Genomic DNA, 25,096 nt, shown 5'->3' on the forward strand with positions numbered 1-25,096 from the left:
TCCCTCCAGAACCACAAAAGGACAAACGCATGCCCGCTTTGCGCGAACGCACCCTGAAACCTGGCCTGAAAAGCACGCTTGTGAAGATGATCGGCCTGTCGGCCATCTCTGTGGCGGCCCTGACCGCCTGCGGCAAGAAGGAAGAGGCCGCAGCGCCCGCTCCCGCTGCCGCGCCTGCCGCCCAGGCGCCGGCTGAGAAGCTCAAGATCGGCTTCATGTACGTCAGCCCCATCGGCGACGGCGGCTGGACCTTCCAGCACGAGCTGGGCCGCAAGGCCATCCAGGAGAAGTTCGGCGACAAGGTGGAAACCTCCTTCGTCGAAAGCGTGCCCGAGAGCGCTGATGCCGAGCGCGTGATGCGCGACATGGCCGGCCAGGGCAACAAGCTGATCTTCGCGACCAGCTTCGGCTACCAGGAGTTCGTGCAGAAGGTCGCGGCCGACCTCAAGGACGTGAAGTTCGAGCACGCCACCGGCTACAAGAACGCCGACAACGTGGCCACCTACGACACCAAGACCTTCGAGGGCGCCTACCTGGCCGGCATCGTGGCTGGCGGCATGACCAAGACCAAGACCGTCGGCGTCGTGGCCTCGGTGCCGATTCCTGAAGTGGTGCGCAACATCAACAGCTTCGTGCTGGGTGCGCAAAGCGTCGATCCCTCGATCAAGGCCAAGGTGGTCTGGGTGAACGAATGGTTCGCCCCGCCCAAGGAGTCCGAGGCCGCCACCTCGCTGATCAACGGCGGCGTGGACGTGCTCTACCAGAACACCAACTCCCCGGCCGTGCTCAAGACGGCCGAGGAACGCGGTGCGCGCGCCTTCGGCAAGGACGGCGACATGAGCGCCTTCGCGCCCAAGGCCCACCTGGGCTCGGCCGTGATCGACTGGACGCCCTACTACAGCAAGGTCACCCAGGACACGCTGGACGGCAAGTGGCAGGGCGGCTCGTTCTGGTGGGGCGTGAAGGAAGGCGCCATCGACCTCGTGAAGATCGCCGACGACGTGCCCCAGGACATCAAGGACAAGGTCGCCAAGGCACGCGACGGCTTGAAGGACGGCAGCTTCGCCGTCTGGACCGGCCCCATCAAGGACAACACCGGCAAGGAAGTGCTGACGGCAGGCCAGGTCGGCGATCTGGGCTTCATGACCAGCATCAACTTTTTCGTCAACGGCGTCGAAGGCAAGGTGCCGGGCGCCAAGTGATCCGACGGCAGTCCATGCACCAAGGGCCCTTCGGGGCCCTTTTTTCTGCCGCGATCCGCCAGACGGGTCCGCCCTATGCACCACGATTGTGCAAAGCCCCCAAAATGTGGTTTTCCCGCATGCTTGGTGGCTCTGGCGCAGCCGGCTGGCGCCATTCTTGCTTTATTCTCGGGACCCATCGCGGCGGGTCTGCGCCCCTGCGGACACCGCCTTCTTCCTGCCTGCCGCAGGACCACTTGAGGAAACTTCGATGACTGATCTTCACAAACGCTCCCTGATCAAGGTGGCAGCGCTGTCGGCCGTGGCCGCCGCCGCGCTGGCCGGCTGTGGCAAGAAGGAGGAGGCCGCGCCTGCGCCCGCTCCCGTTGCCGAGGCCCCTGCTGCCGCTGCAACCGAGCCTTTGAAGATCGCCTTCGCCTACGTGGGCCCCGTCGGTGACGGCGGATACACCTTTGCCCACGACCAGGGCCGCCTGGCGCTGGAGAAGGAATTCGGCGACAAGATCAAGACCTCCTATGTGGAGAGCGTGCCCGAGGGCGCCGACGCCGAGCGCGTGCTGCGCGACATGGCCGCCAACGGCAACAAGCTGGTCTTCGGCACCACCTTCGGCTACATGGAACCCATCCAGAAGATCGCTCCCGACTTCCCCGATGTGAAGTTCGAGCACGCCACCGGCTACAAGACCGCCGCCAACGTCAGCACCTACGACAGCCGCACCTACGAAGGCGCCTACCTGGCCGGCATCATCGCGGGCTCCATGACCAAGTCCAACGTGCTGGGCGTGGTCGGCTCCGTGCCGATTCCCGAAGTGCTGCGCAACATCAACAGCTTCACGCTGGGCGCGCAGTCCATGAACCCCAAGATCAAGACCAAGGTGGTCTGGGTCAACGAGTGGTTCGCACCCCCGAAGGAAACCGAGGCTGCGACTTCGCTGATCAACGGCGGCGCCGACATCCTGTTCCAGAACACCGACTCCGCCGCCGTGCTCAAGACGGCCGAGGAAAAGGGCAAGCGCGCCTTCGGCTGGGACTCCGACATGACGGCCTACGGCCCCAAGGCCCACCTGGGCTCGGCCATCATCAACTGGACGCCCTACTACACCAAGACCGTGCGCGAGATGCTGGATGGCAAGTGGAGCAGCCAGCAGACCTGGTGGGGCGTGAAGGAAGGCGCGATCGACATCGTCTCGCTGGCCGATGACGTGCCCGCCGAAGCCAAGGCGAAGATCGAAGAGGTCAAGAAGGGCCTGAAGGACGGCACCTTCCACATCTGGAAGGGCCCGATCGCAGGCCAGGACGGCAAGGAACTGCTGGCCGCCGACGCCGTGGCCGAGGACAAGTTCCTCACGGGCATCAACTTCTACGTCAAGGGCGTGGAAGGCAAGGTGCCGGGCCAGGACAGCAAGTAAGACAGACGCCATGCAACCCGGCGCAGGCCGGGTTGCATGCTGCCGCCAGGGCCGCCTTCGGGCGGCCTTGGCGTTCATGCGCCGCACAGGTGCTGAACAGGTGCCGCACCTTTACCGTACTTGTGCCGTACCTGTGCTGCGCATCGAGTGGGTTTATGCTCGCTCCCAGCCGCGGCCTGCCCGCCGCCGCGGCACAGACAGACAGCAAGAGATTCCCCCCATGATCGAAAACTCCCTCTGGCATCCCGTGGCCCAGGCCCACGAAGTTGTCGATGCGCCGCTGGGCGTGCAACTGCTGGACCAGCCCCTGGTGCTGTGGCGCGATCCGCAAGGCCTGGTCCGCGTCTTCGTGGACCGCTGCCCGCATCGTGGCGCACGCCTGTCCATGGGCCGTGTCGAAAACGGCCACCTTGAATGCCCCTACCACGGCTGGCAGTTCGCCGACAGCGGCCAGTGCGTCAAGGTGCCGGCCCTGCCCAGCTTCACGCCCCCGCCCTCGCAATGCGTGAAGGCCTTCGAGGCACAGGAAGCCTACGGCCTGGTCTGGGTGCGGCTGGCCACGGGCGAGGAGCTCTCGGCGGCTCCGGCCCTGGCGGCACTTCCAGCCTTTGAAGCCGAGGCGGACGCGCACCTGCGCAAGCTCAACTGCGGTCCCTACGATGTGGCCGCCAGCGCGCCGCGCATCATCGAGAACTTCCTGGACATGTCGCACTTCGGCTTTGTCCACGAAGGCTGGCTGGGCAGCCGCGACGCCACGGCCATCGAAGCCTATGCCGTGGAGACCACGCCCACGGGCGTGCTGGCCACGGGCTGCAAGGCCGTGCAGCCCCAGTCCAACCTGCACTCCACCAGCGCGGCCGAGGTCGAGTACACCTACGAAGTCACGGCGCCCTATGCCGCCGTGCTGACCAAGCTGCCCGAGTCCGGCACCACCCGTGCCGGCTGGCGCGAGTCCATCGCCCTGTTCATCTGCCCCGTCACGCCCGAGACCAGCCGCGTCTGGTTCCGGCTGGCCGTGGCAGACTTCGATTCGCCCGACGCACAGCTGCAGGAATTCCAGCACACCATCTTCTGCCAGGACCAGCCCGTGCTGGAGTCGCAGCAGCCCAAGTGCCTGCCGCTGGACCCGCGCGCCGAAATGCACTCTGCGGCCGACCGCATGTCGTCCGCCTACCGCCGCTACCTCCGGGCCAGCGGCATCACCTTCGGAGTCTGCTGATGCACACCGTACCCGCCGTGGATGCCGCGCATCTGCCCCAATTGCTCCAGGCCATGCCCAAGGCCGAGTTGCACATGCACATCGAAGGCTCGCTGGAGCCCGAGCTGATCTTCGCCCTGGCCCAGCGCAACGGCGTGAAGCTGCCCTACGCCAGCGTGGAAGACCTGCGCCGCGCCTATGCCTTCACCGACCTGCAAAGCTTTCTGGACATCTACTACGCCGGCGCCAGCGTGCTGCTGTACGAGCAGGATTTCTACGACATGGGCCGCGCCTACCTGACGCGCGCCGCGCAGGACAACGTGGTCCATGCCGAGATCTTCTTCGACCCCCAGACCCACACCCAGCGCGGCGTGGGCATGGAGACCGTGATCAACGGCCTGTACCGCGCCTGCCGCGATGCGGAGATAGAGCAGGGCATCTCGTCCGCGCTGATCCTGAGCTTTCTGCGCCACCTCAGCGAAGAGGACGCCTTCGCCACGCTGGAGGCCGCGCTGCCGCTGCGCGACCGCTTCATCGGCGTAGGGCTGGACAGCAGCGAGGTCGGCAACCCGCCCGAGAAGTTCGCCCGCGTGTTCGCGCGCTGCCGCGAGCTGGGCCTGCACCTGGTCGCGCATGCGGGCGAGGAGGGACCTCCCGCCTATATCTGGGGTGCGCTGGACGTGCTGCATTCCGAGCGCATAGACCACGGCGTGCAGGCCGCGCGCGACGAGGCCCTGATGCAGCGCCTGGTCCGCGACGGCGTGCCGCTGACCGTGTGCCCGCTGTCCAACCTCAAGCTGTGCGTGGTGTCCGACCTGGCCCAGCACAACCTGCCCCAGCTCTTGGAGGCAGGGCTCAAGGTCACGGTCAACTCCGATGATCCGGCGTACTTCGGCGGCTATGTGAACGAGAACTACCTGCAGCTGTTCGCCGCCACCGGCATGAACTCGCAGCAGGCCTGGCAACTGGCGGTCAACAGTTTTGACGCCAGCTTCGTCACACCCCAGCAGCGCGCCCACTGGATGCGCCAGCTGGAGGCCGTGTTCGCCCGCTACGCCGCCCTGGCCTGAGTCCGTTCAGGCCAGCGCCTGCCTGAGGCGCTCGGCATAGTCCTGCAGCGCCTGCATGCCGGGCTCCTTGCGCGGCCAGCCCAGGCCCACGCCGTCCCCCTCGTGGCGCGGCAGCACATGCAGGTGGAAGTGGAAGACGGTCTGCCCGCCCGCCGCGCCGTTGGCCTGGAACAGGCTGATGCCTTCGGGGTCGAACGCCGCCTGCACGGCCTGCGCCACGCGCTGGGCCGTGCGCATCACGGCACCGGCCTCGTCGGGCGTGAGGTCCAGCAGGGTCACGGCATGGCGCTTGCTGGCCACCAGCACATGGCCGGGATTGACCTGGCCGATGTCCATGAAGGCGATGGTCTGCTCGTCCTCGAACACCTTGGCGGACGGAATCTCGCCCGCCACGAGGCGGCAAAAAAGGCACTGCCCCGGGGGCGAGGTATCGACGAACATCGGCATGGTCTTGTGCTCCTTGGTGGTTGCTTGGGGTTGGAATTTGCCGACGATCTTAGTGGACGGTATCTGCCGTCCCTTATGGAGGCCATAAGCGCAGGCCCAGGCAGCCCTCAGGGCCGCTGCCTATAATCGCGCCCCGCACCGGCCGCTGCCCACGGCAGGTGCGTTTTCATTTCCGGGCCATGTAGAGGAACACCATGTACAAAAACCTCGCAGCCGCAGTCGCGGCCGCAAGTCTTGTATCCACGGCCTTGTCCCAAGGCCATCCCGCCCCTTCATCCCCCGCAGGTTCCGCGCCCCTCAAGGCTGCCTTCGTCTATCTGACGCCCGTGCTCGACGCCGGCTGGACGCGCCAGCACGACGAGGGCCGGCGCGCATTGCAGGCGGCGCTGGGCCCGCGCGTGCAGACCCGTGCGGTGGACAGCGTGCCCGAGGGCCCCGATGCCGAGCGCGTGCTGCGCGACCTGGCCGCCTTGGGCAACCAGCTGATCTTCACCACCAGCTTCGGCTACACCGAGTCCGTGATGCGCGTGGCGCGTGACTTCCCGCAGGTGAAGTTCGAGTCGGTCACGGGCTTCAAGCGCGCCGACAACGTGGCCACCTCGAATGCGCGCTACTACGAGGGCCGCTATCTGTCGGGTATTGCCGCAGGCCGTGCCAGCAAGACGGGCGTGGCCGGCTTCGTGGTCGGCTTTCCGATTCCCGAGGTGCTGCAGGGCATCAACGCCTTCACGCTGGGCATGCGTTCGGTCAATCCCAAGGCCACGGTCAAGGTGGTCTGGCTGGATACCTGGTTCGACCCGCCGCGCGAGCGCGATGCGGCCATGGCGCTGTTCAACGGCGGCGTGGACGTGGTGTCCTTCCAGGTCGCATCCACCGCCGTGATGCAGGCCGCCCAGGAGCGCGGCCGCATGGCGATTGCCTACCACTCCGACATGCGCAAGGACGGGCCCGACGCCCAGTTGCTGGCCGTCACCCACCAGTGGGGCGACTACTACACTGCGCGCGCCCGCGCCGTGCTGGACGGCAGCTGGAAGAGCCAGGACACCTGGGGCGGCGTGCGTGAGGGCATGATCCGCGTGGAGGGCTTCGGCCCCAAGCTGCCGACCGCCGTGCGCGAGGAAGTGCTGCAGCGCCAAAAGGACATGGCCCAGGGCCGTCTGCAGCCCTTCAAGGCCGGCGACCAGCCGGTGCGCGACAACCAGGGCCAGGTGCGCATTCCAGCCGGCAAGCAGCTGGATGATGCGCAGATCCTGCAGATGAACTGGCTGGTGGAAGGCGTGCAGGCCACCCTGCCCAAGTGATGCGGCCTGCGGGTGATGCGGCCTGCGGGGCGTCCGGTCCTGGCGTAAACCCTAGGATGGCGCCTGCCGATGGCGCCTATAGCGCTGCGGATATGGCATCTGCCTGTCCGCCCGCTAAGCTTGGCGGCATGCAAATCTACCGTTCCTCATTGCTGCGTTTTGCCGACGATGGCCAGGCGCTCTACGACGAAGACGGCCTGCTGGCCGTCGCCCCGGATGACAGGGGGCAGCAGCGCGTCGTCGCCGCCGGCAGCTGGCAGGCGCTGCAGGCGCAGTTCACCGGACAGCCGGGCGCCGAAGTCACCCATCTGCCGGACCGCATCCTGGCGCCAGGCTTCATCGACCTGCACATTCACTATCCGCAGACCGATGTGATCGGCGCGCCTGCCGCCGGCCTGCTGCCCTGGCTGGAGAAATACACCTTTCCGCACGAGTCTGCCTTTTGCGAACGCGCCCATGCCGACAGCGTGGCCGAGTTCTTCCTGGACGAGCTGCAGCGCAACGGCGTGACCACGGCGCTGGCCTTTGCCACCTCGCACCCCGGGTCGGTCGATGCGCTCATGGGCGCGTCGCAGGCGCGCGGCATGCGCATGATCACGGGCAAGGTGCTGCAGGACCGCCACAGCCCCGACGGCGTGCGCGACCAGACCGAGCAAAGCCTGATCGACACCGAAAACCTGATCCAGCGCTGGCATGGCGTGGACCGCCTGGGCTACGCCATCACGCCGCGCTTTGCCCCCACCAGCACGCACGAGCAGCTGCGCGGCGCGGGCGAACTCGCCGCACGCTACGCCGATGTCTGGATCCAGTCCCATGTGGCCGAGAACCTGGACGAAGTGCGCTGGGTGGCCGAGCTCTTTCCGAAGGCGCGCAGCTACCTGTCGGTCTACGACGACTTCGGCCTGATGCGCGAGCGCGCCGTCTACGCGCACTGCATCCACCTGGACGACGAAGACCGCGCACTGATGCGTGAACGCAGCACCGCTGCGGCCGTCAGCCCCACCAGCAACCTGTTCCTGGGCAGCGGCTTCTTCGACTTTGCGCGGGCCGATGCCGCGCAGTTCCTCTACGGCCTGGCCAGCGACGTGGGCGGCGGCATGAGCTTCAGCCCCTTCCGCACCATGCAGGCCGCCTATGTGGCGGGCCGTGAGGGCCAGACCAAGCAGGGCCTGAGCCTGTCGCCCGGCAACCTGTGGTGGCAGCACACGGCGGGCGCGGCGCGCGCCCTGGGCCTGGCGGGCCAGGTGGGCAACCTGCAGCCGGGCTGCGAGGCCGACTTCGTGGTCATCAACCCGGCCTGCACGCCGCTGCTCGAGCGCAAGACCCGCCAGGCCGAGAGCCTGGACGAGCTGCTGTTCGCCATGATCATCCTGGGCGATGACCGCCTGATCGAGCGCACCGTCGTTTCTCAAGCAAAATAGCGCCTTTGCGCCAGTGCCCTGCCGGGTGCTGGCGCCTGACAAGTGCAGCTAGGGAACGAGGAATTGCCATGAGCATCAAGAGCGACAAGTGGATCCGTCGCATGGCCGAGGATCACGGCATGATCGAGCCTTTCGAGCCGGCCCAGGTTCGCAACGTCGATGGCCGCAAGATCATCAGCTACGGCACCAGCAGCTATGGCTACGACATCCGCTGCGCACCCGAATTCAAGGTGTTCACCAACATCCACAGCACCGTGGTGGACCCCAAGAACTTCGATGAGAAAAGCTTCGTCGATTTCGAGGGTGACAGCTGCATCATCCCGCCCAACAGCTTCGCGCTGGCGCGCACGGTCGAGTACTTCCGCATCCCGCGCAACGTGCTGACCATCTGCCTGGGCAAGAGCACCTACGCGCGCTGCGGCATCATCGTCAACGTCACCCCCTTCGAGCCCGAATGGGAAGGCTATGTGACGCTGGAGTTCTCCAACACCACGCCGCTGCCCGCCCGCATCTATGCCGGCGAGGGCTGTGCCCAGGTGCTGTTCTTCGAGAGCGATCCCGACGATGTCTGCGAGGTCAGCTACCGGGACCGTGGCGGCAAGTACCAGGGGCAGGTGGGCGTGACGCTTCCCAAGGCCTGACGGCTTTGGCCCGGAAGACAAGGCCCGCAGCGAAAGCTGCGGGCCTTTTTCATCGCCGGGCCGCCCCAAGATGAAAAGCAGCCCCCTCGGGGGGCAGCGGACCTTACGCAGCAAGGGTAGCGTGGGGGCCATTTTTCATTTCACACTGACTTCAGTACCGTAATTCGCTGGACTACGCCGAAGCCAGATACAGCAGGTTTATCAATAACTTAGGCGCGTTCATCATATGCCGGTGCTTTCTGAAACCTGATCCGGCTTCCTGCCTCGTGGCTCCCATGTGGCCCCTGGAAACCGGGTCTTTCCGAGGAGTCATCGTGGCAAAAATCAAGCTCACCAAGTCCGCAGTGGATGCGGCACAACCCCAGGCGCAGGCCGTCGAACTGCGGGACACGCTGGTGCCCGGCTTCCTGTGCAAGATTACACCAGCGGGCCGCAAGGTGTTCATGCTCCAGTACCGCACGAACGCCGGCGAGCGCCGCAAACCCGCTTTGGGCCTGTATGGCGAACTGACCGTCGAGCAGGCCCGCTCGCTGGCCCAGGAATGGCTGGCCCAGGTACGCCGGGGCGGCGACCCGGCCGCCGACAAGGCGGCGGCGCGCAAGGCGCCCACGGTCACGGAACTGTGCGTGAAGTTCATGGAGGATCACTCCAAGCAACGCAACAAGCCCAGCACCCGCCGGGGCTACCAGGGCGTCATCGACCGCTGCATCGTCCCCTTCCTGGGCCGCATCAAGGTTCAGGACGTGAAGCGCCCGGACGTGGCCGGGGCGATGAAGAAGATGGCGCACAAGCCCGCCGAGGCGAACCGCGCTTTCAGCGTCATGCGCAAGATGTTCAACCTGGCCGAGGTCTGGGGTTATCGGCCGGACGGCACCAACCCATGCCGCCACGTCCCGGTGTACCCCGACGGCAAGGCCACCCACCTCATCAGCGACGAGGACATGGGCAAGCTGTTCCGGCACCTTGACGGTATCGAGGCCGAAGGGCTGGAGAACTACGTCATCCCGCTGGCGATCCGCCTGCAATTCGAGTTTGCCGGGCGGCGCTCCGAGATCATCTCGCTGGAATGGGCATGGGTGGATCTGGACAACCGCCGCGTGGTCTGGCCCGATAGCAAGACAGGTGGCATGTCCAAGCCCTTGAGCGAGGAAGCCTACCGGCTGCTGTCCACCGCGCCGCGCCGGGACGGCTGCCCCTACGTGCTGCCGTCGCCGAACGACCCGGCCAAGCATCTCACCGAGGGCGAGTATTACGGTGCCTGGTGCCGCATCCTGAAGGCGGCGGGCGCTACGCACGTGGGCACGCATGGCATCCGCCACCGTTCGGCCACTGACATCGCCAACTCGGGGATTCCGGTGAAGGTGGGCATGGCGCTGACGGCGCACAAGACCGTGGCGATGTTCATGCGGTACGTCCACACGGAGGACGATCCGGTGCGGCAGGCCGCCGAGCTGGTGGCGAACCGGCGCAAGACGATCACCGGGGCGCAACGCACCGAGCAGGCGTCCGCATGAACGGCAAGATGCCGTCGGCTGCGGCAGGCGCGGCGTTGCCAGCCTTTCGTGTCGGAAATCAGGCCCGCCGAATTGTCGCGACGCTGTCGCGACAATTCGAGCGTGGGTCACCAAGCCTTGCAGCAAGGTTGTCACTTGACAACCTTGCGCATCATCCCCATACTGGAGGTCGCTGATGGCCCGTTCCTCTCACCCGAAGAAAGAGGTCGAGGATGCGCTGCGACACGCCGAAGGGCAAGGCTGGCGTGTCGAAGTCGGCGGTAGCCATGCCTGGGGGCGGATGTACTGCCCGTACAACGATGAGGAATGCCGTTGCGGCGAGTTCTGCATTACCAGTGTATGGAGCACGCCGAAGAACCCCGGCAACCATGCCCGCGCCTTACGGCGCGCCGTGGACAACTGCACCATGGACCGCCAGCAGCGCGAGGCGGATGACGATGGCACCCAGGAATAGCGCGATGGAATACACCTTTACCCTCAAATACCAGCTCACCGATGACGACCGCGATTCGCAGACACTGGTCGAGCGCCTGGGTGAAGCCGGCTGCGACGATGCCCTGGTCGGCATCGGGCAGCCGGGGCGGCTGGCGCTGGAATTTACCCGCGAGGCGGTGGATGCAGATGAGGCAGTGCGCAGCGCGCTGGCCGATGTGCGCCGTGCCGCACCCTCGGCCCGGCTGATCGAAGTGGCGCCTGATCTGGTTGGGCTGACCGATGTGGCCGACATCGTGGGCGTGTCGCGGCAGAATATGCGCAAGCTGATGCTGGCCCATCCGGGTAGCTTCCCGGCGCCGGTGCATGAGGGCAGCGCGTCGATCTGGCATCTGGCGGATGTGCTGGGCTGGATGCAGGCCAAGGGCGGTTATGCCCTGGCGCGGGAGGTGCTGGACGTGGCGCGGGCCGCCCTGCAGGTCAACGTGGCCAAGGAAGGCCGGCGCTTGCCGCGCCTGGCGTTCGAGGAACTGGAAGCGCTGGTGGGCTGATGAAAAGCAGACCCCATGACGAAGCGATGGCCGAGCTGTACCGCAGCGACCCGGCGCTCGCGCTCGAAGTCATCAACGGTGTTCTGGAGGACGGCGACCAGGCCGAACTGCCGACTGTGCTGCGCCAGATGGCGCGGACGTTCGGTGCTGACGCTCGATCTTCCGCAGCCGATGAATTCTCGTATCGCTGATACGAGAATTTCGGCTCGGAGGTGCCACCAGCTTCCCATCAGAAAAGGTCGTCCTCGCACGCTTGCGGCGCTGTCGGACGATCCATTGATGGCTTCTTGACCATGGCCTCCAGTGCGTCAAGGGCCGCTTCGCGGAGCTTTCGGACGCGGGGCAGCAAATCGAACAGGGACAGCCCGAGCTGTGGCGACAGCAGTTCGACGATCAGCCGGTAATGCTCGTCCTCCCGCAAAACTTTCGTCTGGAACAACAGCCAAAAGCAGGACTCGCCCAGTTCCTGCCTGGAGGGCAAGTCCTCTATGGACCGCGACTCAGCGGCCTCGATGTAGGTGTCCACGATGGCTTCTGCCTCAAGCCACAATTCCGAAGCCGTCTCGTCATCGACGGGTTCCTTTTCTGCGAGCTCCCTGATATGCGCAAACGCAGCGGCCTCATCGGCCTGCTTGTAGACCTTGCTGCTGGAAATTCCCATTCTGTTCTCCGATCCGTTTCTGTCGCTGCGATGGCGCATCAGATTAGCGTCACGACGGATTGGTGAGTGAAGTGCTTGTTTTTTAGGGGGAGTGTTCAGATAGCCGTCTGCTGGACGCGCCGGCTCAGTGCTTCCGCACTTTCCTTGCGCTCGCTGTAGCGGTCCACGAGGTACGGCGCCGCATCGCGCGTGAGCAGGGTGAACTTCATCAGCTCCTCCATCACGTCCGCGATGCGGTCATAGTAGGCCGAGGGCTTCATGCGCCCGGCCTCGTCGAACTCCTGGTACGCCTTGGCGACCGAGGACTGGTTGGGGATGGTCAGCATCCGCATCCAGCGGCCCAGCACGCGCATCTGGTTGACGGCGTTGAAGGACTGCGAGCCGCCCGAGACCTGCATCACCGCCAGCGTCTTGCCCTGCGTCGGGCGCACTGCGCCGGCCGACAGCGGAATCCAGTCGATCTGCGTCTTCATCAACCCCGTCATGGCCCCATGGCGCTCGGGCGAACTCCACACCATGCCTTCGGCCCACTGGGCCAGCTCGTGCAGTTCCTTGACCTTGGGATGGTCGGCGGGTGCATCGTCCACCAGTGGCAGGCCCGAGGGATTGAACATGCGCGTCTCACCGCCGAGCGCGCGCAGGATGCGAGCCGCTTCCTCAGCGGCCAAGCGACTGAACGAGCGCTCGCGTAGCGAGCCATAGAGCAATAGGAAGCGCGGCGCGTGCGTGGCGCGCTCGGGTGTCAGCAGCCGTTGGGTATCGGGCAGTTGGAATAGCGCGGTGTCGATATTGGGTAGGTCGATTCTGGATTCAGACACGGCGGCCTTCCGCGTCCACGACCGCTTCGCCGTCTTCCTTGTTGAACGCGCCGCGCTGTGATTGCGGCAGGATGTCCAGCACGGCCTCCGAAGGCCGGCACAGCCGCGTGCCCAGCGGCGTCACCACGATAGGGCGGTTGATCAGAATGGGATGCTGGAGCATGCAGTCGATCAACTGCGCATCGCTCCACTTCGGGTCATCGAGGCCGAGTTCCGCGTAGGGCGTGCCCTTCTCGCGCAATACCGCGCGCACCGGCACGCCCATGTCCGTGATCAGGCGTTGCAGGGTTTCGCGGTCGGGCGGTGTCTTCAGGTATTCGATGACCGTGGGTTCCTCGCCGCTGTTGCGGATCAGGGCCAGCACGTTGCGCGACGTGCCGCAGACGGGGTTGTGATATATCGTGATACTGCTCATGGGAAATGCCTTGCTTATCTGCGGGCAGGGTTCGGGCCGCACTCATACCAGCCCTTGCTTTGGTTGACGATCCGAACGACCAGCAGCATCACCGGCACCTCGATCAGCACGCCGACCACGGTGGCCAGCGCCGCGCCGGACTGGAAGCCGAACAGGCTGATGGCGGCCGCTACAGCCAGCTCGAAGAAGTTGGAGGCGCCGATCAACGCCGAGGGGCAAGCGATGCTGTGCTGCTCGCCGGCCTTGCGGCTGAGCCAATAGGCCAGGCCGGAGTTGAAGAACACCTGAATCAGGATCGGCACCGCCAGCATGGCGATGACCAGCGGCTGGCGGATGATGGCCTCGCCCTGGAAGGCGAACAGCAGCACCAGCGTGAGCAGCAGCGCCGCGATCGACAGCGGGCCGATGCGCTCCAGCGCCCGGTCGAAGGCGGCTTGGCCCTTGTTCAGCAGAGCACGGCGCCAGAGCTGGGCCAGGATGACCGGAATCACGATGTACAGGCCGACCGATACCAGCAGCGTGGCCCACGGCACCGTGATGGACGACAGGCCCAGCAGCAGGCCGACAATGGGCGCGAAGGCAAACACCATGATGGTGTCGTTCAGCGCCACCTGCGACAGCGTGAATACCGGATCGCCCCCGGTCAGCCGGCTCCAGACGAACACCATCGCCGTGCAGGGCGCGGCGGCCAGCAGGATGAGGCCGGCAACGTAGCTGTCGAGCTGGTCGGCCGGCAGCCACTGAGCGAAGACCTGGCGGACGAAGATCCAGGCCAGCAGCGCCATCGAGAACGGTTTGACCGCCCAGTTGACGAACAGCGTCACGCCGATGCCGCGCCAGTGCTGCTTGACCTGGCCCAGCGCACCGAAGTCCACCTTCAGCAGCATCGGCACGATCATGATCCAGATCAGCAGACCGACCGGCAGATTAACCTGGGCGATCTCCATGCGGCCAATGGCCTGAAATACGTTGGGTGCGAACTGGCCCAGCGCGATGCCGGCGACGATGCACAGCAGCACCCACACGCTCAGGTAGCGCTCGAAGACGCTCATGGTGGAGGTGGCCGGCACGCGGCCGGCCGTTTGGGTTCCAACACTCATCGCGCAGACCTCACTTCGTACCAATGCTGCGCAGCTCGTGCTGCAGCGACATGGCATCGAGCCGCTGCAATGGCAGCGACAGGAACAGCTCAATGCGCCGGCGCAAGGTCAGCGCCGCATCCGTGAACGCCTTGCGCTTCTGCTCGTCGGTGCCTTCAACGGCTGCAGGATCAGGCACACCCCAATGCGCTGACATCGGGCGCCCAGGCCATACGGGGCAGACCTCGCCGGCGGCGTTGTCGCACACCGTGAAGATGAAATCCAGCTCCGGTGCACCGGGCGCCGCGAACTCGTCCCAGTTCTTGCTGCGGTAGCCGACGATCGGCATATGCAGCCGTTCCAGCGTGGCAAGCGCCAGCGGGTGGACTTCGCCCTTGGGGTGGCTGCCCGCCGAGTAGGCGCGAAAGCGCCCCTGGCCCAATTCATTGAGGATGCCTTCGGCCAGGATGGAGCGGGCCGAGTTACCCGTGCAGATGAACAGGGCGTTGTAGGTCTTGTTGGTGGTCATGGATGTCTCACATCAGCAGCAGGACGAAGCCGGCTTCACCGCAACGCCCACCGGCTTGCCGCGCGCCGGGGCGCAGCAGGCTGCGGCAGAACCCGTTGCAGGCGCCGCTTCGTTGAAGACCGGGATGCTGCCCAGCGTATGAAAGTGTTCCCAGGCCACGCCCTGCGGATCGGTGATCCAGTGCTTCTCGCTGCGCGCGTAGCAGCAGGTGGTGGTGCCTTCGTCGAGCAGCGCCATGTCGGCCGCCTCGGCGCGTGCCTTCAGCACGGCCAATTCCTCCGCATCGTCGGTCTGGATGCCCAGATGGTCGATGCCTGGTTTGTTGCCCCGTGTGGAGATAGCGAAGTTGACCGGCGGGTCTTCGAGCATCCACTTGGCGTAGTCGCCCTCGACACGCGCGGGCTGCGCGGCGAACAGTTGGGAATAGAAGCCGATGCTGCGGTTCAGGTCATCGACGTGCAGGTGAACGTGAAAGCGCTTCATGGGGAGATCCTTTCAGCAGGAAGTACAGGCAGAGGAGGAATCACTGACCTCGCATGTGCTGCCTTGGCAGCAGTGCTCGGTCAGGTAGCCGAGCAGTCCGTTCATCTGGGTGAAGTCGGCGCGGTAGATCAGGTTGCGGCCCTGCTGCTCGATGGTGACCAGGCCGGCATGGGCCAGCTCCTTCAGGTGGAAGGACAGGGAATTGCGGGCCACGTCGAGCTGGTCGGCGAGGGCGCTGGGTGTCAGCCCTTCGGGGCCGGCGACCACCAGGGCGCGGAAAACCCGCAGGCGCTGGGTGTGGGCCAGGGCGCCGAGGGCGGAAACGGCTTGGGTCTCTTTCATATTTCGATAATACAACATTTATTGAATTAATGTGCAAAAGGGCACTATCGCGCCGAATTGTGGCCATCCGGTCTTGATCCCATCGCGCCTCCGGCTCAATACCTTAAATCTGGTTCGCGCGCCGCGCTTGCCTGTCCGCCCCTTCGCCGCGAGGTGAACGGCCGAACTTCTCCGCTCAACAGCAGTGCAATGCCGCGATCAGCGGGCAGGACACATTGCCATGGTGCGCGTCGCATTCACCCACCAATTTCGACAATGCCGCCTCAATCCGTGTGAGGTCCACCAGGCGGGCGCGCACATCGGCCAGCCGCAGCGAGGCCAGCTCCGCCGCCTCATTGCAATGGGTGCCGTCCTCAAGTTTCAGAAGCTGGCCGATTTCATCCAGGCTGAACCCCAGGCGCTGGGCTGACTTCACGAACTTCACCCGCGCCACATCTGCCGGCCCGTAGCGGCGGATGCGGCCGTAGGCCCGCTCCGGCTGGGGCAACAAGCCCTTGAGCTGATAGAACCGGATCGTCTCCACATTGACTGTGGCCGCCTTGGCAAAGGCGCCGATGGTCAGATTGTCCGAGGCGCTTTCCATGACGCTTGACTCCGTAGTTGACTACGGAAGTAACCTTACAGCATCAAGCGAAGTCCCGGAAGGAAAACCATATGTCGGAACCCAAGAGCGGGCGTGGCGCCCTGGCCGCTGGCGGCCTCGCCGCCATTCTTGCGTTGGCCTGTTGCCTCGGCCCCCTCATCTTGGTCTTGCTCGGTTTCTCGGGCGCCTGGATCGCCAACCTGGCCGTGTTGGAACCCTACCGGCCGATTTTCATCGGCGCGGCCCTGATGGCGCTGTTTTTCGCCTGGCGCAGCATCTTCCGGCCGGTTCACGCCTGCAAGCCGGATGAGGTCTGCGCCGTGCCCCGCGTGCGGACGGCCTACAAGATCATTTTCTGGATCGTGGTCGCGCTGGTCTTGATTGCCCTCGCTTTTCCGTACGTCCTGCCGTTGTTCTATTGAGAGGAATCCACCGTGAAGAAACTTGCCACCGCTATTGCCCTGGCCGTTACCCTGGGCGCTCCGGCGTGGGCCGCCACCAAGACCGTCACACTGTCGGTGCCCGATATGACCTGCGCGTCGTGTCCGATCACGGTCAAGATGGCCCTGTTCAAGGTGGCCGGGGTCCAGAAGACCGAGGTCAGCTATGAAAAGCGGGAAGCCGTCGTGACCTTCGACGATGCCAAGACCAACGCCGGGGCCTTGGCCAAGGCCACCGCAAACGCGGGCTACCCCGCCACCGTCAAGCAGTGAGGTTGCCCGCCATGGCCGAAGCGATCGCCTTGCACATCGACGGCATGACCTGCGCGTCGTGCGCCGAGCACGTCAGAGAGGCGCTGGAGAAGGTGCCCGGGGTGCGCTCGGCCTCGGTGTCCTATCCGCGGCGACGGGCCGAGGTCGAGGCGGATGCGGACATGAACCATGGTCCGCTGGTCGCGGCGATGGCCGCGCTCGGTTACCGCGCACGGGTGTCCGACACGCCGAACAAGGCTGCGGGCTTGTTGGGCAAGGCGCTGGGCTGGCTGGGCAGCGAACCGAGTCACGGTGGTGGCGAGCGGGCGCTGCATGTGGCCGTGATCGGCAGTGGCGGCGCGGCGATGGCGGCGGCACTCAAGGCGGTCGAGCGAGGCGCGCGCGTGACGCTAATCGAGCGGAGCACCATCGGCGGCACCTGCGTCAATGTCGGCTGCGTGCCGTCCAAAATCATGATCCGCGCCGCGCACATTGCGCATCTGCGCCGGGAAAGCCCGTTCGATGCCGGCCTGCCGCCCACGCCGCCGTCCATTCTGCGCGAGCGGCTGCTGGCCCAGCAACAAGGCCGCGTCGATGCGCTGCGCCATGCCAAGTACGAAGGCATCCTGCAGAGCACCCCGGCTATCACCGTGCTGCATGGCGAGGCCCGTTTCATGAATGAAAACTGCCTGACCGTGCAACTGGCGGAAGGCGGTGAGCGCACGGTGGCCTTCGACCGCTGTCTCATCGCCACTGGTGCGAGCCCCGCGCTCCCGCCGATTCCTGGCTTGAAGGGCACTCCCTACTGGACCTCCACCGAGGCGCTGGCGAGCGATGCCATTCCCTCGCGGCTGGCCGTGATCGGTTCGTCGGTGGTGGCAGTCGAATTGGCGCAAGCCTTTGCCCGGCTGGGCAGCCAGGTCACGATCCTCGCGCGCAGCACACTGCTCTTTCGCGAAGACCCCGCCGTCGCCGAAGCCGTCACGGCCGCGTTCCGTGCCGAGGGCATCGAGGTGCTGGAGCATGTCCAGGCCAGTCGAGTCGCCCATGCAGAGGAAGAGTTCATCTTGACGACGGATCGCGGCGAGCTGCGCGCCGACAAGCTGCTCATTGCCACGGGGCGCGCGCCGAACACCCGCACGCTGAACCTCGAAGCGGCGGGCATCGAGGTCAATCCCCAGGGGGCCATCCTCGTCAGCCACACCATGCGTACCAGCGCGCCGCACATCTACGCGGCCGGCGACTGCACCGACCAGCCGCAATTCGTCTACGTCGCGGCGGCGGCCGGCACGCGCGCCGCCATCAACATGACCGGCGGCGACGCGACGCTGGACCTGACGGCGATGCCGGCCGTGGTGTTCACCGATCCGCAGGTGGCGACGGTGGGCTACAGCGAGGCGCAAGCGCGCCACGACGGCGTCGAGACCGACAGCCGCACGCTCACGCTCGACAACGTGCCGAGGGCGCTGGCCAACTTCGACACGCGCGGCTTCATCAAGCTGGTTGCCGAGGCCGGCACCGGACGGCTGATCGGCGTGCAGGCGGTCGCGCAGGAAGCGGGCGAACTGATCCAGACGGCGGCGCTGGCGATCCGCAACCGGATGACCGTGCAGGAGCTGGCCGATCAGCTATTCCCCTACCTGACGATGGTCGAGGGCCTGAAGCTCGCGGCGCAGACCTTCAGCAAGGACGTGAAGCAGCTGTCCTGCTGTGCCGGATAGCGTCATCTCTTGCTGAGCGCGATTTTTTCCAGGAGTCACGCTCGGCAGTGACGCCGGCTTGTTTCACGCGGGCCGGGGATTTCGCGCCTTCACGGCGTTCATGGCAAAGCCTGCCAGAGCAACGGCAAGCACCACGGCTTGCGCAATGGCGGTTTCCGCTGACGGATAGATGCCAAGCACTTCGATGCGCGGCCAATGGATCGGGCTGGCGCTCAACCGGCCGGCCTCCTGGAGGCCGGCAACCCCCTTGCCGGCGAGCACGACCGCGAGCACCGCTACCAGGATCGAGCTGAGACTGAAGAATTTGCCGATCGGCATGCGGGCGCTGGTGCGCAGCATGAACCATGCGAGGACGGCCAGAACGGCCACTCCGCCCACCAATCCACCGAGCAGGGCTCCATTGTTGCCGTCGCCGGCCAGGGCCGAATAGAAAAGCACCGTCTCGAAAACTTCGCGGTAGACCGCAATGAACGACAAGGCGAACAATGCCCATGCCGAACGCCGCGTCATGGCTGCGGAGAGTTTTTCCTTCAGGTAGGCCTGCCACTTGCCCGCCGTGCTTTTCTGGTGCATCCAGAGCCCGACGCTCAGCAGCACAACGGCCGCAAACAGGGATGAAACCCCCTCGGTCACCTCACGGCTTGCGCCGCTGATGCTCACGAAGTAGGTGGCCACCGCCCAGGTCAGGCCACCGCAAGCCAGTGCGGCCATCCAGCCGCCATGCACATAGCCCAGCACATCGCGCCGTTCTGCCTTCTTCAGGAAGGCCAGCATGCCCACGACGATCAACAGCGCTTCAACCCCTTCGCGCAGCAGGATGGTGAGGGAGGCGATGAACGTGGTCAGCGGGTCTGCCTTGTCCGCGCCGAGTTCGGCGTCCACCTGGGCAAAGAGATAGTCCAGCTTCTGCGCCGTGGCATCGGCTTGTTCCAGTTTCCCGCCGGCGAGCGCGCCGCGATAGGCCAGCATGGCGTTTTCGACTTCCGTGAGAAGTGTCTGGTTGCGTGCGCGCAATGCCGGCTCCAGAGGCTCAAATCCATCCAGGTAGGCCGACAGGCCCAGGCGCGTTGCGCTGGCCCGGTCGCCCGCGCGCGCCGCGGCAAGGCTCTCCTGAAGGCGTGTGCGGGCCAAGGCCAGTCCGCCCGAGCCGCTCGCGGCAGCGGTGACTTCCGGGTGGCGGCGAACATAGGCGGTGAGGTCGCGGGCTGCGTCCGGGGGCATCCGCTCGGACAAGGCGGCTTCGGTCAAGGTGGCGGCAGCAGCCAGGTCGGGAAAGACAGCCTTGGCGCTGGCGTCTCGCCCCCAGGACTGTTCGCCGCGTGCGCGCATGGCATCGTCATGCGACAGTGTGCCGGCGAAAAATGCCAATGCCCACCGATCCTCGTCGGAGAGCGTGGCGAAGCTGGGCATCGACGTGCTGGTCACGCCTTGAGAAATGACCTGGTACAGCGCGAGCACGCTGCGCGAACGGGCACGATCACGATCGGTGAAGGCGATCGGCGGCGGTTCGAGCTTGGCGCCGAGCGGGCCGTCGCCTGCACCGGTTGCCCCGTGGCATGCCGCGCAGTTGGCTTCAAACAGCACCTTGGCGCGTGCGAGATCCGGCGGCTGGGTCGGCGAGAGCGGAAACGGATAGGCTTTGACCAGCGCTGCGGCCAGCGAATGGGCGCTGTCGGCCACGGCCTTGGCGTCCGCCTTTGCGGCGATGAGGTCTCCGAGCGCTTTGGCCTGCCGCTGCAACTCGGGCAGCGCCGCAGTGCTCGGCAGTGCGGCAAGCTGCTGTGCGGCGGTTGCCGCGAACTCCTTCATCTCCTCGTACTCGCTGGCACTTTGAATCTGGCCGTTGCTCACCGCGCCGCCGTAGTCAACCGCGAGGTAGTCCAGCAATTGCCAGGTCTGCTTGGCCTGGTCGCTGGCGGCAGGGGCGGCAGCCCAGGCGGGAGAAGCCGACCAGAGTGCGAACAACGCGGCTATTGCCAGGAATCGCCTGGCGCAAAGAGAAAGCATTTTCATGATGTATAAATGTTATTGATTCTCATTTTATCGATGACTCGGACCACTGGGCGTTGCACGATGCAGTGCGAGCGAAGGTTCTAAAACGAAGATTTGCCTGTTGCCGGCGAAAAATGATGGGGCTAACTACGCCGCGCACCTTTCGCTGCACGTATGGCCCTGCGCCACGGCCTGTTGTGCAGAAGGCCTTCAACAGCGTCCACATGGGTCGTCGTCATCGCCAGTGAAAGGTTACGTGGCGACCGCTACCAAGATTAGCGTTCCCAGTGCAATGCGATACCACGCAAAAACTCCAAATCCATGTCCGGTCAAATAACGCATCAGAAGGCGTATCGCAAGCAGCGCAAATGCGAAAGAAGCAATGAAACCCATTGCAAAAACGCCGATGTCGTCGCTCGACAATGCGCCCCAGTGCTTGAAGAGGTTGTATACCGAGGCGGCCCCCAAGATTGGAATGCCGAGGAAAAACGAAAACTCCGTCGCAGCCTGCCGCGAAGCCCCGAACCATAGCCCGCCGATAATCGTCGCGCCTGAGCGCGAAGTACCCGGCCAGAGCGCAAGGCACTGCACGAAACCAATCTTCAGTGCGTCGATTCGGCTGATCTGTTCGGCACGCTCAGCCTTCACTTGCACGGGGCGTCGCTCAGCCCACAGGATCGCGATGCCACCGACAACGAGTGCGACGGCCACCGGCCCCGGACTGAAAAGCAGCCTCTGCACATGAGATCCAATCAGCAGTCCGAGCACTGCCGCGGGCATAAATGCAATGGCAAGGTTCACTAAAAACCGGCGGGAGCCTTGGTCGGCATGCGCTGAGACAACAACGCTTGCCAGACGAGCCCTATATTCCCAGATGACCGCGAGCATCGCGCCGAACTGGATGAACACTTCAAAGACGTCGCGCTTCTCTTTCGCAAGGAATGAGAGCGCATTGCCCGCTAGGATCAAATGCCCCGTCGAGGAGACTGGCAAGAATTCCGTGATGCCTTCGACGACGCCCATCATTAGCGTCTTGAGAACGAGTTCAGCGTGCATTTGCAGGCGGCAGTGGTAGCGCCGAGTGGGACATCGGTTTCTCCGAAGCCGTGCTCACGGCTCCGCATGTGTCAATGAAAATCTGGATCATCGTGCTGGCGAATGGGAATCTGCGCCGTTTCGGCCGCGGCCGCGAAACGCGGCGATCAGCAGAAGCCCCGCTCCCAGGGTGATGCCAACGTCGGCTGCATTGAACGCAGGCCAGTGCCAATCGCCCCAATGAAAATCGAGCCAGTCCACCACGGCCCCATGCCGCACTCGATCAAGAACATTGCCGAGCGCGCCGCCGAGAATTGCTGCATAGCCCACGGCCTCAGGTGTTGCAGTCTTCTCGCGGGCAATGAGCCAGGTGAGAAAGGCAGAAGCAGCGACGCCAATAACAATAAAAAAGCCGCGTTGCCACCCACCCGCCTGCGCCAAGAAGCTGAAGGCCGCGCCTGGATTCAGCCAATGCCCGATGTTGAACCATGGCGTGATTTCATGGGAGCCATACAAGGGAATCCACGCGACGATGGCCGCCTTGGTCGCTACGTCGGCGGCAAGCACCGTCACGGCCAACAGGTACATCCGCAAGACAGCCCTATCAATGGCCATGTGGCTTGATGTCCTCAGACGACCGCAGCAAGCGCATCCCATTGAAAACGACCGCCAGACTGGCACCCATGTCGGCCAGAATCGCCAGCCACAGACTTGCATGTCCAGTAAAGGCCAAGGCCATGAACACCGCCTTTGTTCCAAGCGCAAAGACGATGTTGGCCGTCAGGATGCCGGCTACGCGCTGTGACAGCCGGATGAACTCTGGAAGCTTGCGCAGGTTGTCCTGCATCAATGCGACGTCGGCCGTTTCGATTGCCGTGTCGGTGCCAGCTGCGCCCATTGCGAAGCCTATGCTCGACTTGGCCAATGCCGGTGCGTCGTTGACGCCGTCGCCCACCATGCCGACTGGCCCGCGTGAGAGCAGTTCTTCGATTGCCTGCAGCTTGTCCTGCGGCAGCAACTCGCCCTTGGCGCTGGTGATGCCGACCTGGGCAGCCACGGCTTGCGCGGTTTTCGCGTTATCGCCAGTCAACATGACTGGTTCGATTCCCAGCGACTTGAGTTCGGCGATCGCTTGCCGGCTGGTGTCGCGCACTGTGTCGGCCACGGCCAGCAGGGCGAGTACTTGCTGGTCCGTGGCGAGGAGCACAACGGTCTTGGCCTGGTACTCCAACGCATCGAGCTGAGTCTCGACCTCAAGTGTTGAAAGTCCCAGCTCTTTGATCAGCCGGTGGTTGCCGACGTAATAGACATCTCCATCGACGTTGCCTTTGACGCCGCGTCCAGGGATCGCCTCGAACTTGTCCACCTGGGCATGCGGTTGGTTGTAGCCCGCCACGATGGCGGTGGCCACAGGATGCTCCGACAGAGCATCGATGCTCGCTGCAATGCGCAGAACTTCTTCCTTCGGCAGGCCGCGCAGCGATATGACATCGGTCAGTGCGGGGCGCCCATGGGTCAGGGTCCCGGTCTTGTCCAGGGCCACCGATTTCAGGTGCCGCCCTTGTTCGAGGTAAAGACCGCCCTTGACCAGGATGCCTCGGCGTGCGGCAGCTGCCAGGCCGCTGACCACGGTAACCGGCGTGGAGATCACCAATGCGCAGGGGCAGGCAATGACCAGCATCACCAGCGCCTTGTAGACCCATTCGAACCAGGGCTGCCCGAAAGCGAGCGGAGGAATGACCGCCACGGCAAGGGCAAGCGCAAACACCGCGGGTGTATAGATGCCGGCGAACTTGTCCACGAAGCGTTGCGTGGGCGCGCGTTGTCCCTGCGCTTCCTGGACCGATCGTGCAATGCGGTCGAGGGTGGTTTCGCCCTTGCGCGAGGTAACGCGGAACTCCAGCGTGCCGCGCTCGTTGATGGTGCCGGCGAAGACCGTGGCACCGGCGGTCTTCTCCACCGGCATGCTTTCGCCGGTGATCGGCGCCTGGTTCACCGACGACTGTCCCGCGACGACTTCGCCATCCAGTGCGATGCGTTCGCCCGGACGCACCCGCACAACACTTCCGAGTGGCACGGTATCCGCCTTGACCTCGCGCCATTGACCGTCGGGCTGGCGCACCAATGCGTTCTCTGGCGCCAGGTCCATCAGCTTGCGGATGGCATTGCGGGCCCGATCCAGGCTCAAGGCCTCGATCATCTCGGCGATGCCGAAGAGCCAGATGACCACCGCCGCCTCGGGCCACTGGCCGATCAGCGCCGCGCCGATGACGGCGACCGTCATCAACAGGTTCATGTTCAGCGAACGCGTCTTCAGCGCGATCCAGCCCTTCTTGAGGGTCTCGACCCCACCCAGGCCGATGGCCGCGAGGCAAGCAAGAATGATGGGCCAGGAGGCCTCGGGAGCACCCGCGAAGACCATGGCCTCCGCGCCGAGCGCCAGCACGCCGGAGACCGCCATCCGAATCCATTGCCCGCGCGAGATGCCGGTGCCGAACTCACGGGGAGCGGATGGCGCCGGGTCGGAGGCGCTTTGGAGCACTGGAGCCATGCCGAGCCGCTCGATCGCGCTGGTCACCGGAGCCAGATCGACAAGCTCGTGGCTCACGGTCAGCGTGCGGCCCATCAGGTTGAAATCCAGGGCCTTCACCCCAGGCATGCCTTCGAGCGCCTTGCGCAGCAGGCCCTCCTCGGTCGGGCAGTCCATTTTTTCGATCAGGTACACGGCCTGGCCCTGCGGCCCGGTGTCGTCAGCGTGCTCAATGCTGGCCTTCATGCCTACATCGTTCAGGGCCTTGAGGATCGGCGCGGGGTCGGGCAGACGGTGCTGGACATCGAGCCGTCGCCCCATCAGGTCGAAATCCAGCCGTTCGATGCCATCGACCGCACCAAGGCGCTTGCGGATCGTTGCCTCTTCGGTAGGGCAATCCATGTTCGGAATAAGGAAGCGTGTACCGTTCCCTGTCGCCGGTGCCGGGGTTTGCGACGCCGCCGTGCTGGGGATGAGGGCTTCGACAGCGATTGGCATGCTGCCCGCCGTCTTTTCCACCGGCTTCATTCCCAGGCCTTCGATGGTCCTGGCAATCGGGGCTGTATCGGTCAGCGAATGGGTCACCGTCAGCGTGTGGGCCTTCAGATCGAAGTCCACCGCCTGCACGCCCGCCAGTGGCTCCAGCATCGAGCGCAACTGGCGCTCTTCGCTGGGACAGTCCATCTCCTTGATGAAGTAGATGACCTGCTGCGGCGCGGGTTCCACGACCGCCCGCATGCCGATGTCGTGCAGCGCGCGCAGGATGGCGTTCTGTCCAGCTGGTTCGTGTGTGACCTCAAGGCGGCGACGGGTCAAGTCGAAAGCCATATCCCGGACGCCATCGACCTGCGCCAAGCGCTTGCGAATCTGAGCCTCCTCGCTGGGGCAATCCATGTTGGCTATCCCGAAGTGGGTCACGAGTGGCTCAACGGTCGCCGCTGCGCTCATGGCGCTCGCTGAACAGCACGCCGTGGTGCAGGAGGTTTCGGTGTCTGCTTTCATGGATCGATCCGTTCTTCTTCAAGAGTCAG

The 25,096-nt window shown here is 65.0% G+C and carries 26 protein-coding genes and 1 pseudogene; 14 read left to right on the plus strand and 13 right to left on the minus strand.

Annotated features, from left to right (window positions below; genetic code table 11):
* Positions 1-29 precede the first annotated feature (29 nt).
* The 4 genes from KDK82_RS26980 (at position 30) to KDK82_RS26995 (ending at position 4,878) form a co-directional block, all read left to right on the plus strand.
* Positions 30-1,202, plus strand: coding sequence for a BMP family ABC transporter substrate-binding protein (locus tag KDK82_RS26980; RefSeq protein ID WP_012204061.1), 1,173 nt, complete (start codon positions 30-32; stop codon positions 1,200-1,202).
* Between the two features lie 250 nt (positions 1,203-1,452).
* Positions 1,453-2,610 carry a BMP family ABC transporter substrate-binding protein gene (locus tag KDK82_RS26985; protein ID WP_012204065.1) on the plus strand — a complete coding sequence of 386 codons (1,158 nt, stop codon included), beginning with the start codon at positions 1,453-1,455 and terminating at the stop codon, positions 2,608-2,610.
* A 220-nt stretch (positions 2,611-2,830) separates the two neighbouring features.
* Positions 2,831-3,829, plus strand: coding sequence for an aromatic ring-hydroxylating dioxygenase subunit alpha (locus KDK82_RS26990; protein ID WP_088166730.1), 999 nt, complete (start codon positions 2,831-2,833; stop codon positions 3,827-3,829).
* Complete coding sequence (locus tag KDK82_RS26995) at positions 3,829-4,878, plus strand: adenosine deaminase (RefSeq protein WP_034391139.1); 1,050 nt, start codon at positions 3,829-3,831, stop codon at positions 4,876-4,878. The genes KDK82_RS26990 and KDK82_RS26995 overlap by 1 nt, the downstream gene beginning before the upstream one ends.
* Positions 4,879-4,884: 6 nt before the next feature.
* Here the strand turns inward: KDK82_RS26995 and KDK82_RS27000 are convergent, their stop codons facing one another.
* Complete coding sequence (locus KDK82_RS27000; RefSeq protein WP_034391141.1) at positions 4,885-5,325, minus strand: HIT family protein; 441 nt, start codon at positions 5,323-5,325, stop codon at positions 4,885-4,887.
* A gap of 194 nt (positions 5,326-5,519) precedes the next feature.
* Here KDK82_RS27000 and KDK82_RS27005 point away from each other — a divergent pair, with 194 nt between their 5' ends.
* From KDK82_RS27005 to KDK82_RS27035, 7 genes and pseudogenes are all read left to right on the plus strand, one after another.
* Positions 5,520-6,626, plus strand: coding sequence for a BMP family ABC transporter substrate-binding protein (locus KDK82_RS27005; RefSeq protein WP_088166731.1), 1,107 nt, complete (start codon positions 5,520-5,522; stop codon positions 6,624-6,626).
* Between the two features lie 128 nt (positions 6,627-6,754).
* The gene (gene guaD / locus KDK82_RS27010; RefSeq protein WP_088166732.1) at positions 6,755-8,047 is read left to right on the plus strand and encodes a guanine deaminase; all 1,293 of its coding nucleotides are present in this window, start codon (positions 6,755-6,757) and stop codon (positions 8,045-8,047) included.
* Positions 8,048-8,115: 68 nt separating this feature from the next.
* Positions 8,116-8,688, plus strand: a complete 573-nt coding sequence (gene dcd / locus KDK82_RS27015; RefSeq protein WP_013803686.1) for a dCTP deaminase — start codon at positions 8,116-8,118, stop codon at positions 8,686-8,688.
* Positions 8,689-9,002: 314 nt separating this feature from the next.
* Entirely contained in the window at positions 9,003-10,202 is a 1,200-nt protein-coding gene (locus tag KDK82_RS27020; protein ID WP_016451583.1) for a site-specific integrase, read from the plus strand.
* Between the two features lie 175 nt (positions 10,203-10,377).
* Complete coding sequence (locus KDK82_RS27025; RefSeq protein ID WP_012202428.1) at positions 10,378-10,656, plus strand: hypothetical protein; 279 nt, start codon at positions 10,378-10,380, stop codon at positions 10,654-10,656.
* A 4-nt stretch (positions 10,657-10,660) separates the two neighbouring features.
* Positions 10,661-11,185, plus strand: coding sequence for an AlpA family transcriptional regulator (locus KDK82_RS27030; RefSeq protein WP_012202427.1), 525 nt, complete (start codon positions 10,661-10,663; stop codon positions 11,183-11,185).
* Positions 11,185-11,325 (plus strand): annotated as a pseudogene (locus KDK82_RS27035) (transcriptional regulator); the annotation flags it as partial. The gene KDK82_RS27030 and the pseudogene KDK82_RS27035, both read left to right, overlap by 1 nt.
* Positions 11,326-11,414: 89 nt before the next feature.
* Here KDK82_RS27035 and KDK82_RS27040 read toward each other — a convergent pair.
* The 8 genes from KDK82_RS27040 to merR form a co-directional block, all read right to left on the minus strand.
* Positions 11,415-11,846 (minus strand): hypothetical protein, encoded by a 432-nt coding sequence (locus tag KDK82_RS27040; protein WP_012202425.1) that lies wholly within the window; start codon positions 11,844-11,846, stop codon positions 11,415-11,417.
* A gap of 95 nt (positions 11,847-11,941) precedes the next feature.
* Positions 11,942-12,664, minus strand: a complete 723-nt coding sequence (gene arsH / locus KDK82_RS27045; RefSeq protein ID WP_012202424.1) for an arsenical resistance protein ArsH — start codon at positions 12,662-12,664, stop codon at positions 11,942-11,944.
* Entirely contained in the window at positions 12,657-13,079 is a 423-nt protein-coding gene (gene arsC, locus KDK82_RS27050) for an arsenate reductase (glutaredoxin) (protein ID WP_012202423.1), read from the minus strand. The genes arsH and arsC overlap by 8 nt, the downstream gene beginning before the upstream one ends.
* A gap of 14 nt (positions 13,080-13,093) precedes the next feature.
* Complete coding sequence (gene arsB / locus KDK82_RS27055; RefSeq protein WP_012202422.1) at positions 13,094-14,179, minus strand: ACR3 family arsenite efflux transporter; 1,086 nt, start codon at positions 14,177-14,179, stop codon at positions 13,094-13,096.
* 10 nt (positions 14,180-14,189) lie between these two features.
* Complete coding sequence (locus KDK82_RS27060; RefSeq protein ID WP_012202421.1) at positions 14,190-14,687, minus strand: arsenate reductase ArsC; 498 nt, start codon at positions 14,685-14,687, stop codon at positions 14,190-14,192.
* Positions 14,688-14,699: 12 nt separating this feature from the next.
* On the minus strand, positions 14,700-15,170 hold the full coding sequence (locus KDK82_RS27065) for an ArsI/CadI family heavy metal resistance metalloenzyme (RefSeq protein WP_012202420.1): 471 nt from the start codon (positions 15,168-15,170) through the stop codon (positions 14,700-14,702).
* Positions 15,171-15,182: 12 nt separating this feature from the next.
* Positions 15,183-15,512: a helix-turn-helix transcriptional regulator gene (locus tag KDK82_RS27070; RefSeq protein ID WP_016451582.1), complete on the minus strand. Its 330-nt coding sequence runs from the start codon at positions 15,510-15,512 to the stop codon at positions 15,183-15,185.
* A gap of 175 nt (positions 15,513-15,687) precedes the next feature.
* Positions 15,688-16,095, minus strand: a complete 408-nt coding sequence (merR, locus tag KDK82_RS27075) for an Hg(II)-responsive transcriptional regulator (RefSeq protein WP_012202418.1) — start codon at positions 16,093-16,095, stop codon at positions 15,688-15,690.
* 71 nt (positions 16,096-16,166) lie between these two features.
* On the opposite strand from merR, the gene merT reads away from it, so the two are divergent.
* The 3 genes from merT to merA are packed head-to-tail and all read left to right on the plus strand — an operon-like array spanning position 16,167 to position 18,508.
* Positions 16,167-16,517: a mercuric ion transporter MerT gene (gene merT, locus KDK82_RS27080; protein WP_046239654.1), complete on the plus strand. Its 351-nt coding sequence runs from the start codon at positions 16,167-16,169 to the stop codon at positions 16,515-16,517.
* Positions 16,518-16,529: 12 nt separating this feature from the next.
* Positions 16,530-16,808 carry a mercury resistance system periplasmic binding protein MerP gene (gene merP, locus KDK82_RS27085; protein WP_012202416.1) on the plus strand — a complete coding sequence of 93 codons (279 nt, stop codon included), beginning with the start codon at positions 16,530-16,532 and terminating at the stop codon, positions 16,806-16,808.
* 11 nt (positions 16,809-16,819) lie between these two features.
* Positions 16,820-18,508: a mercury(II) reductase gene (merA, locus tag KDK82_RS27090; protein WP_047219395.1), complete on the plus strand. Its 1,689-nt coding sequence runs from the start codon at positions 16,820-16,822 to the stop codon at positions 18,506-18,508.
* Positions 18,509-18,571: 63 nt separating this feature from the next.
* Here merA and KDK82_RS27095 read toward each other — a convergent pair whose 3' ends face one another.
* From KDK82_RS27095 to KDK82_RS27110, 4 genes are all read right to left on the minus strand, one after another.
* Positions 18,572-20,521: a cytochrome c/FTR1 family iron permease gene (locus KDK82_RS27095; protein ID WP_012202414.1), complete on the minus strand. Its 1,950-nt coding sequence runs from the start codon at positions 20,519-20,521 to the stop codon at positions 18,572-18,574.
* A gap of 231 nt (positions 20,522-20,752) precedes the next feature.
* Positions 20,753-21,556 carry an undecaprenyl-diphosphate phosphatase gene (locus tag KDK82_RS27100; RefSeq protein WP_012202413.1) on the minus strand — a complete coding sequence of 268 codons (804 nt, stop codon included), beginning with the start codon at positions 21,554-21,556 and terminating at the stop codon, positions 20,753-20,755.
* A gap of 87 nt (positions 21,557-21,643) precedes the next feature.
* Positions 21,644-22,150, minus strand: coding sequence for a signal peptidase II (gene lspA / locus KDK82_RS27105; protein ID WP_016451581.1), 507 nt, complete (start codon positions 22,148-22,150; stop codon positions 21,644-21,646).
* Positions 22,140-25,013 carry a heavy metal translocating P-type ATPase gene (locus KDK82_RS27110; protein WP_174484806.1) on the minus strand — a complete coding sequence of 958 codons (2,874 nt, stop codon included), beginning with the start codon at positions 25,011-25,013 and terminating at the stop codon, positions 22,140-22,142. The genes lspA and KDK82_RS27110 overlap by 11 nt, the downstream gene beginning before the upstream one ends.
* Positions 25,014-25,096 lie beyond the last annotated feature (83 nt).

The sequence above is a fragment of the Delftia sp. K82 genome, assembly GCF_002193035.1.
GTDB lineage: Bacteria > Pseudomonadota > Gammaproteobacteria > Burkholderiales > Burkholderiaceae_C > Comamonas > Comamonas acidovorans.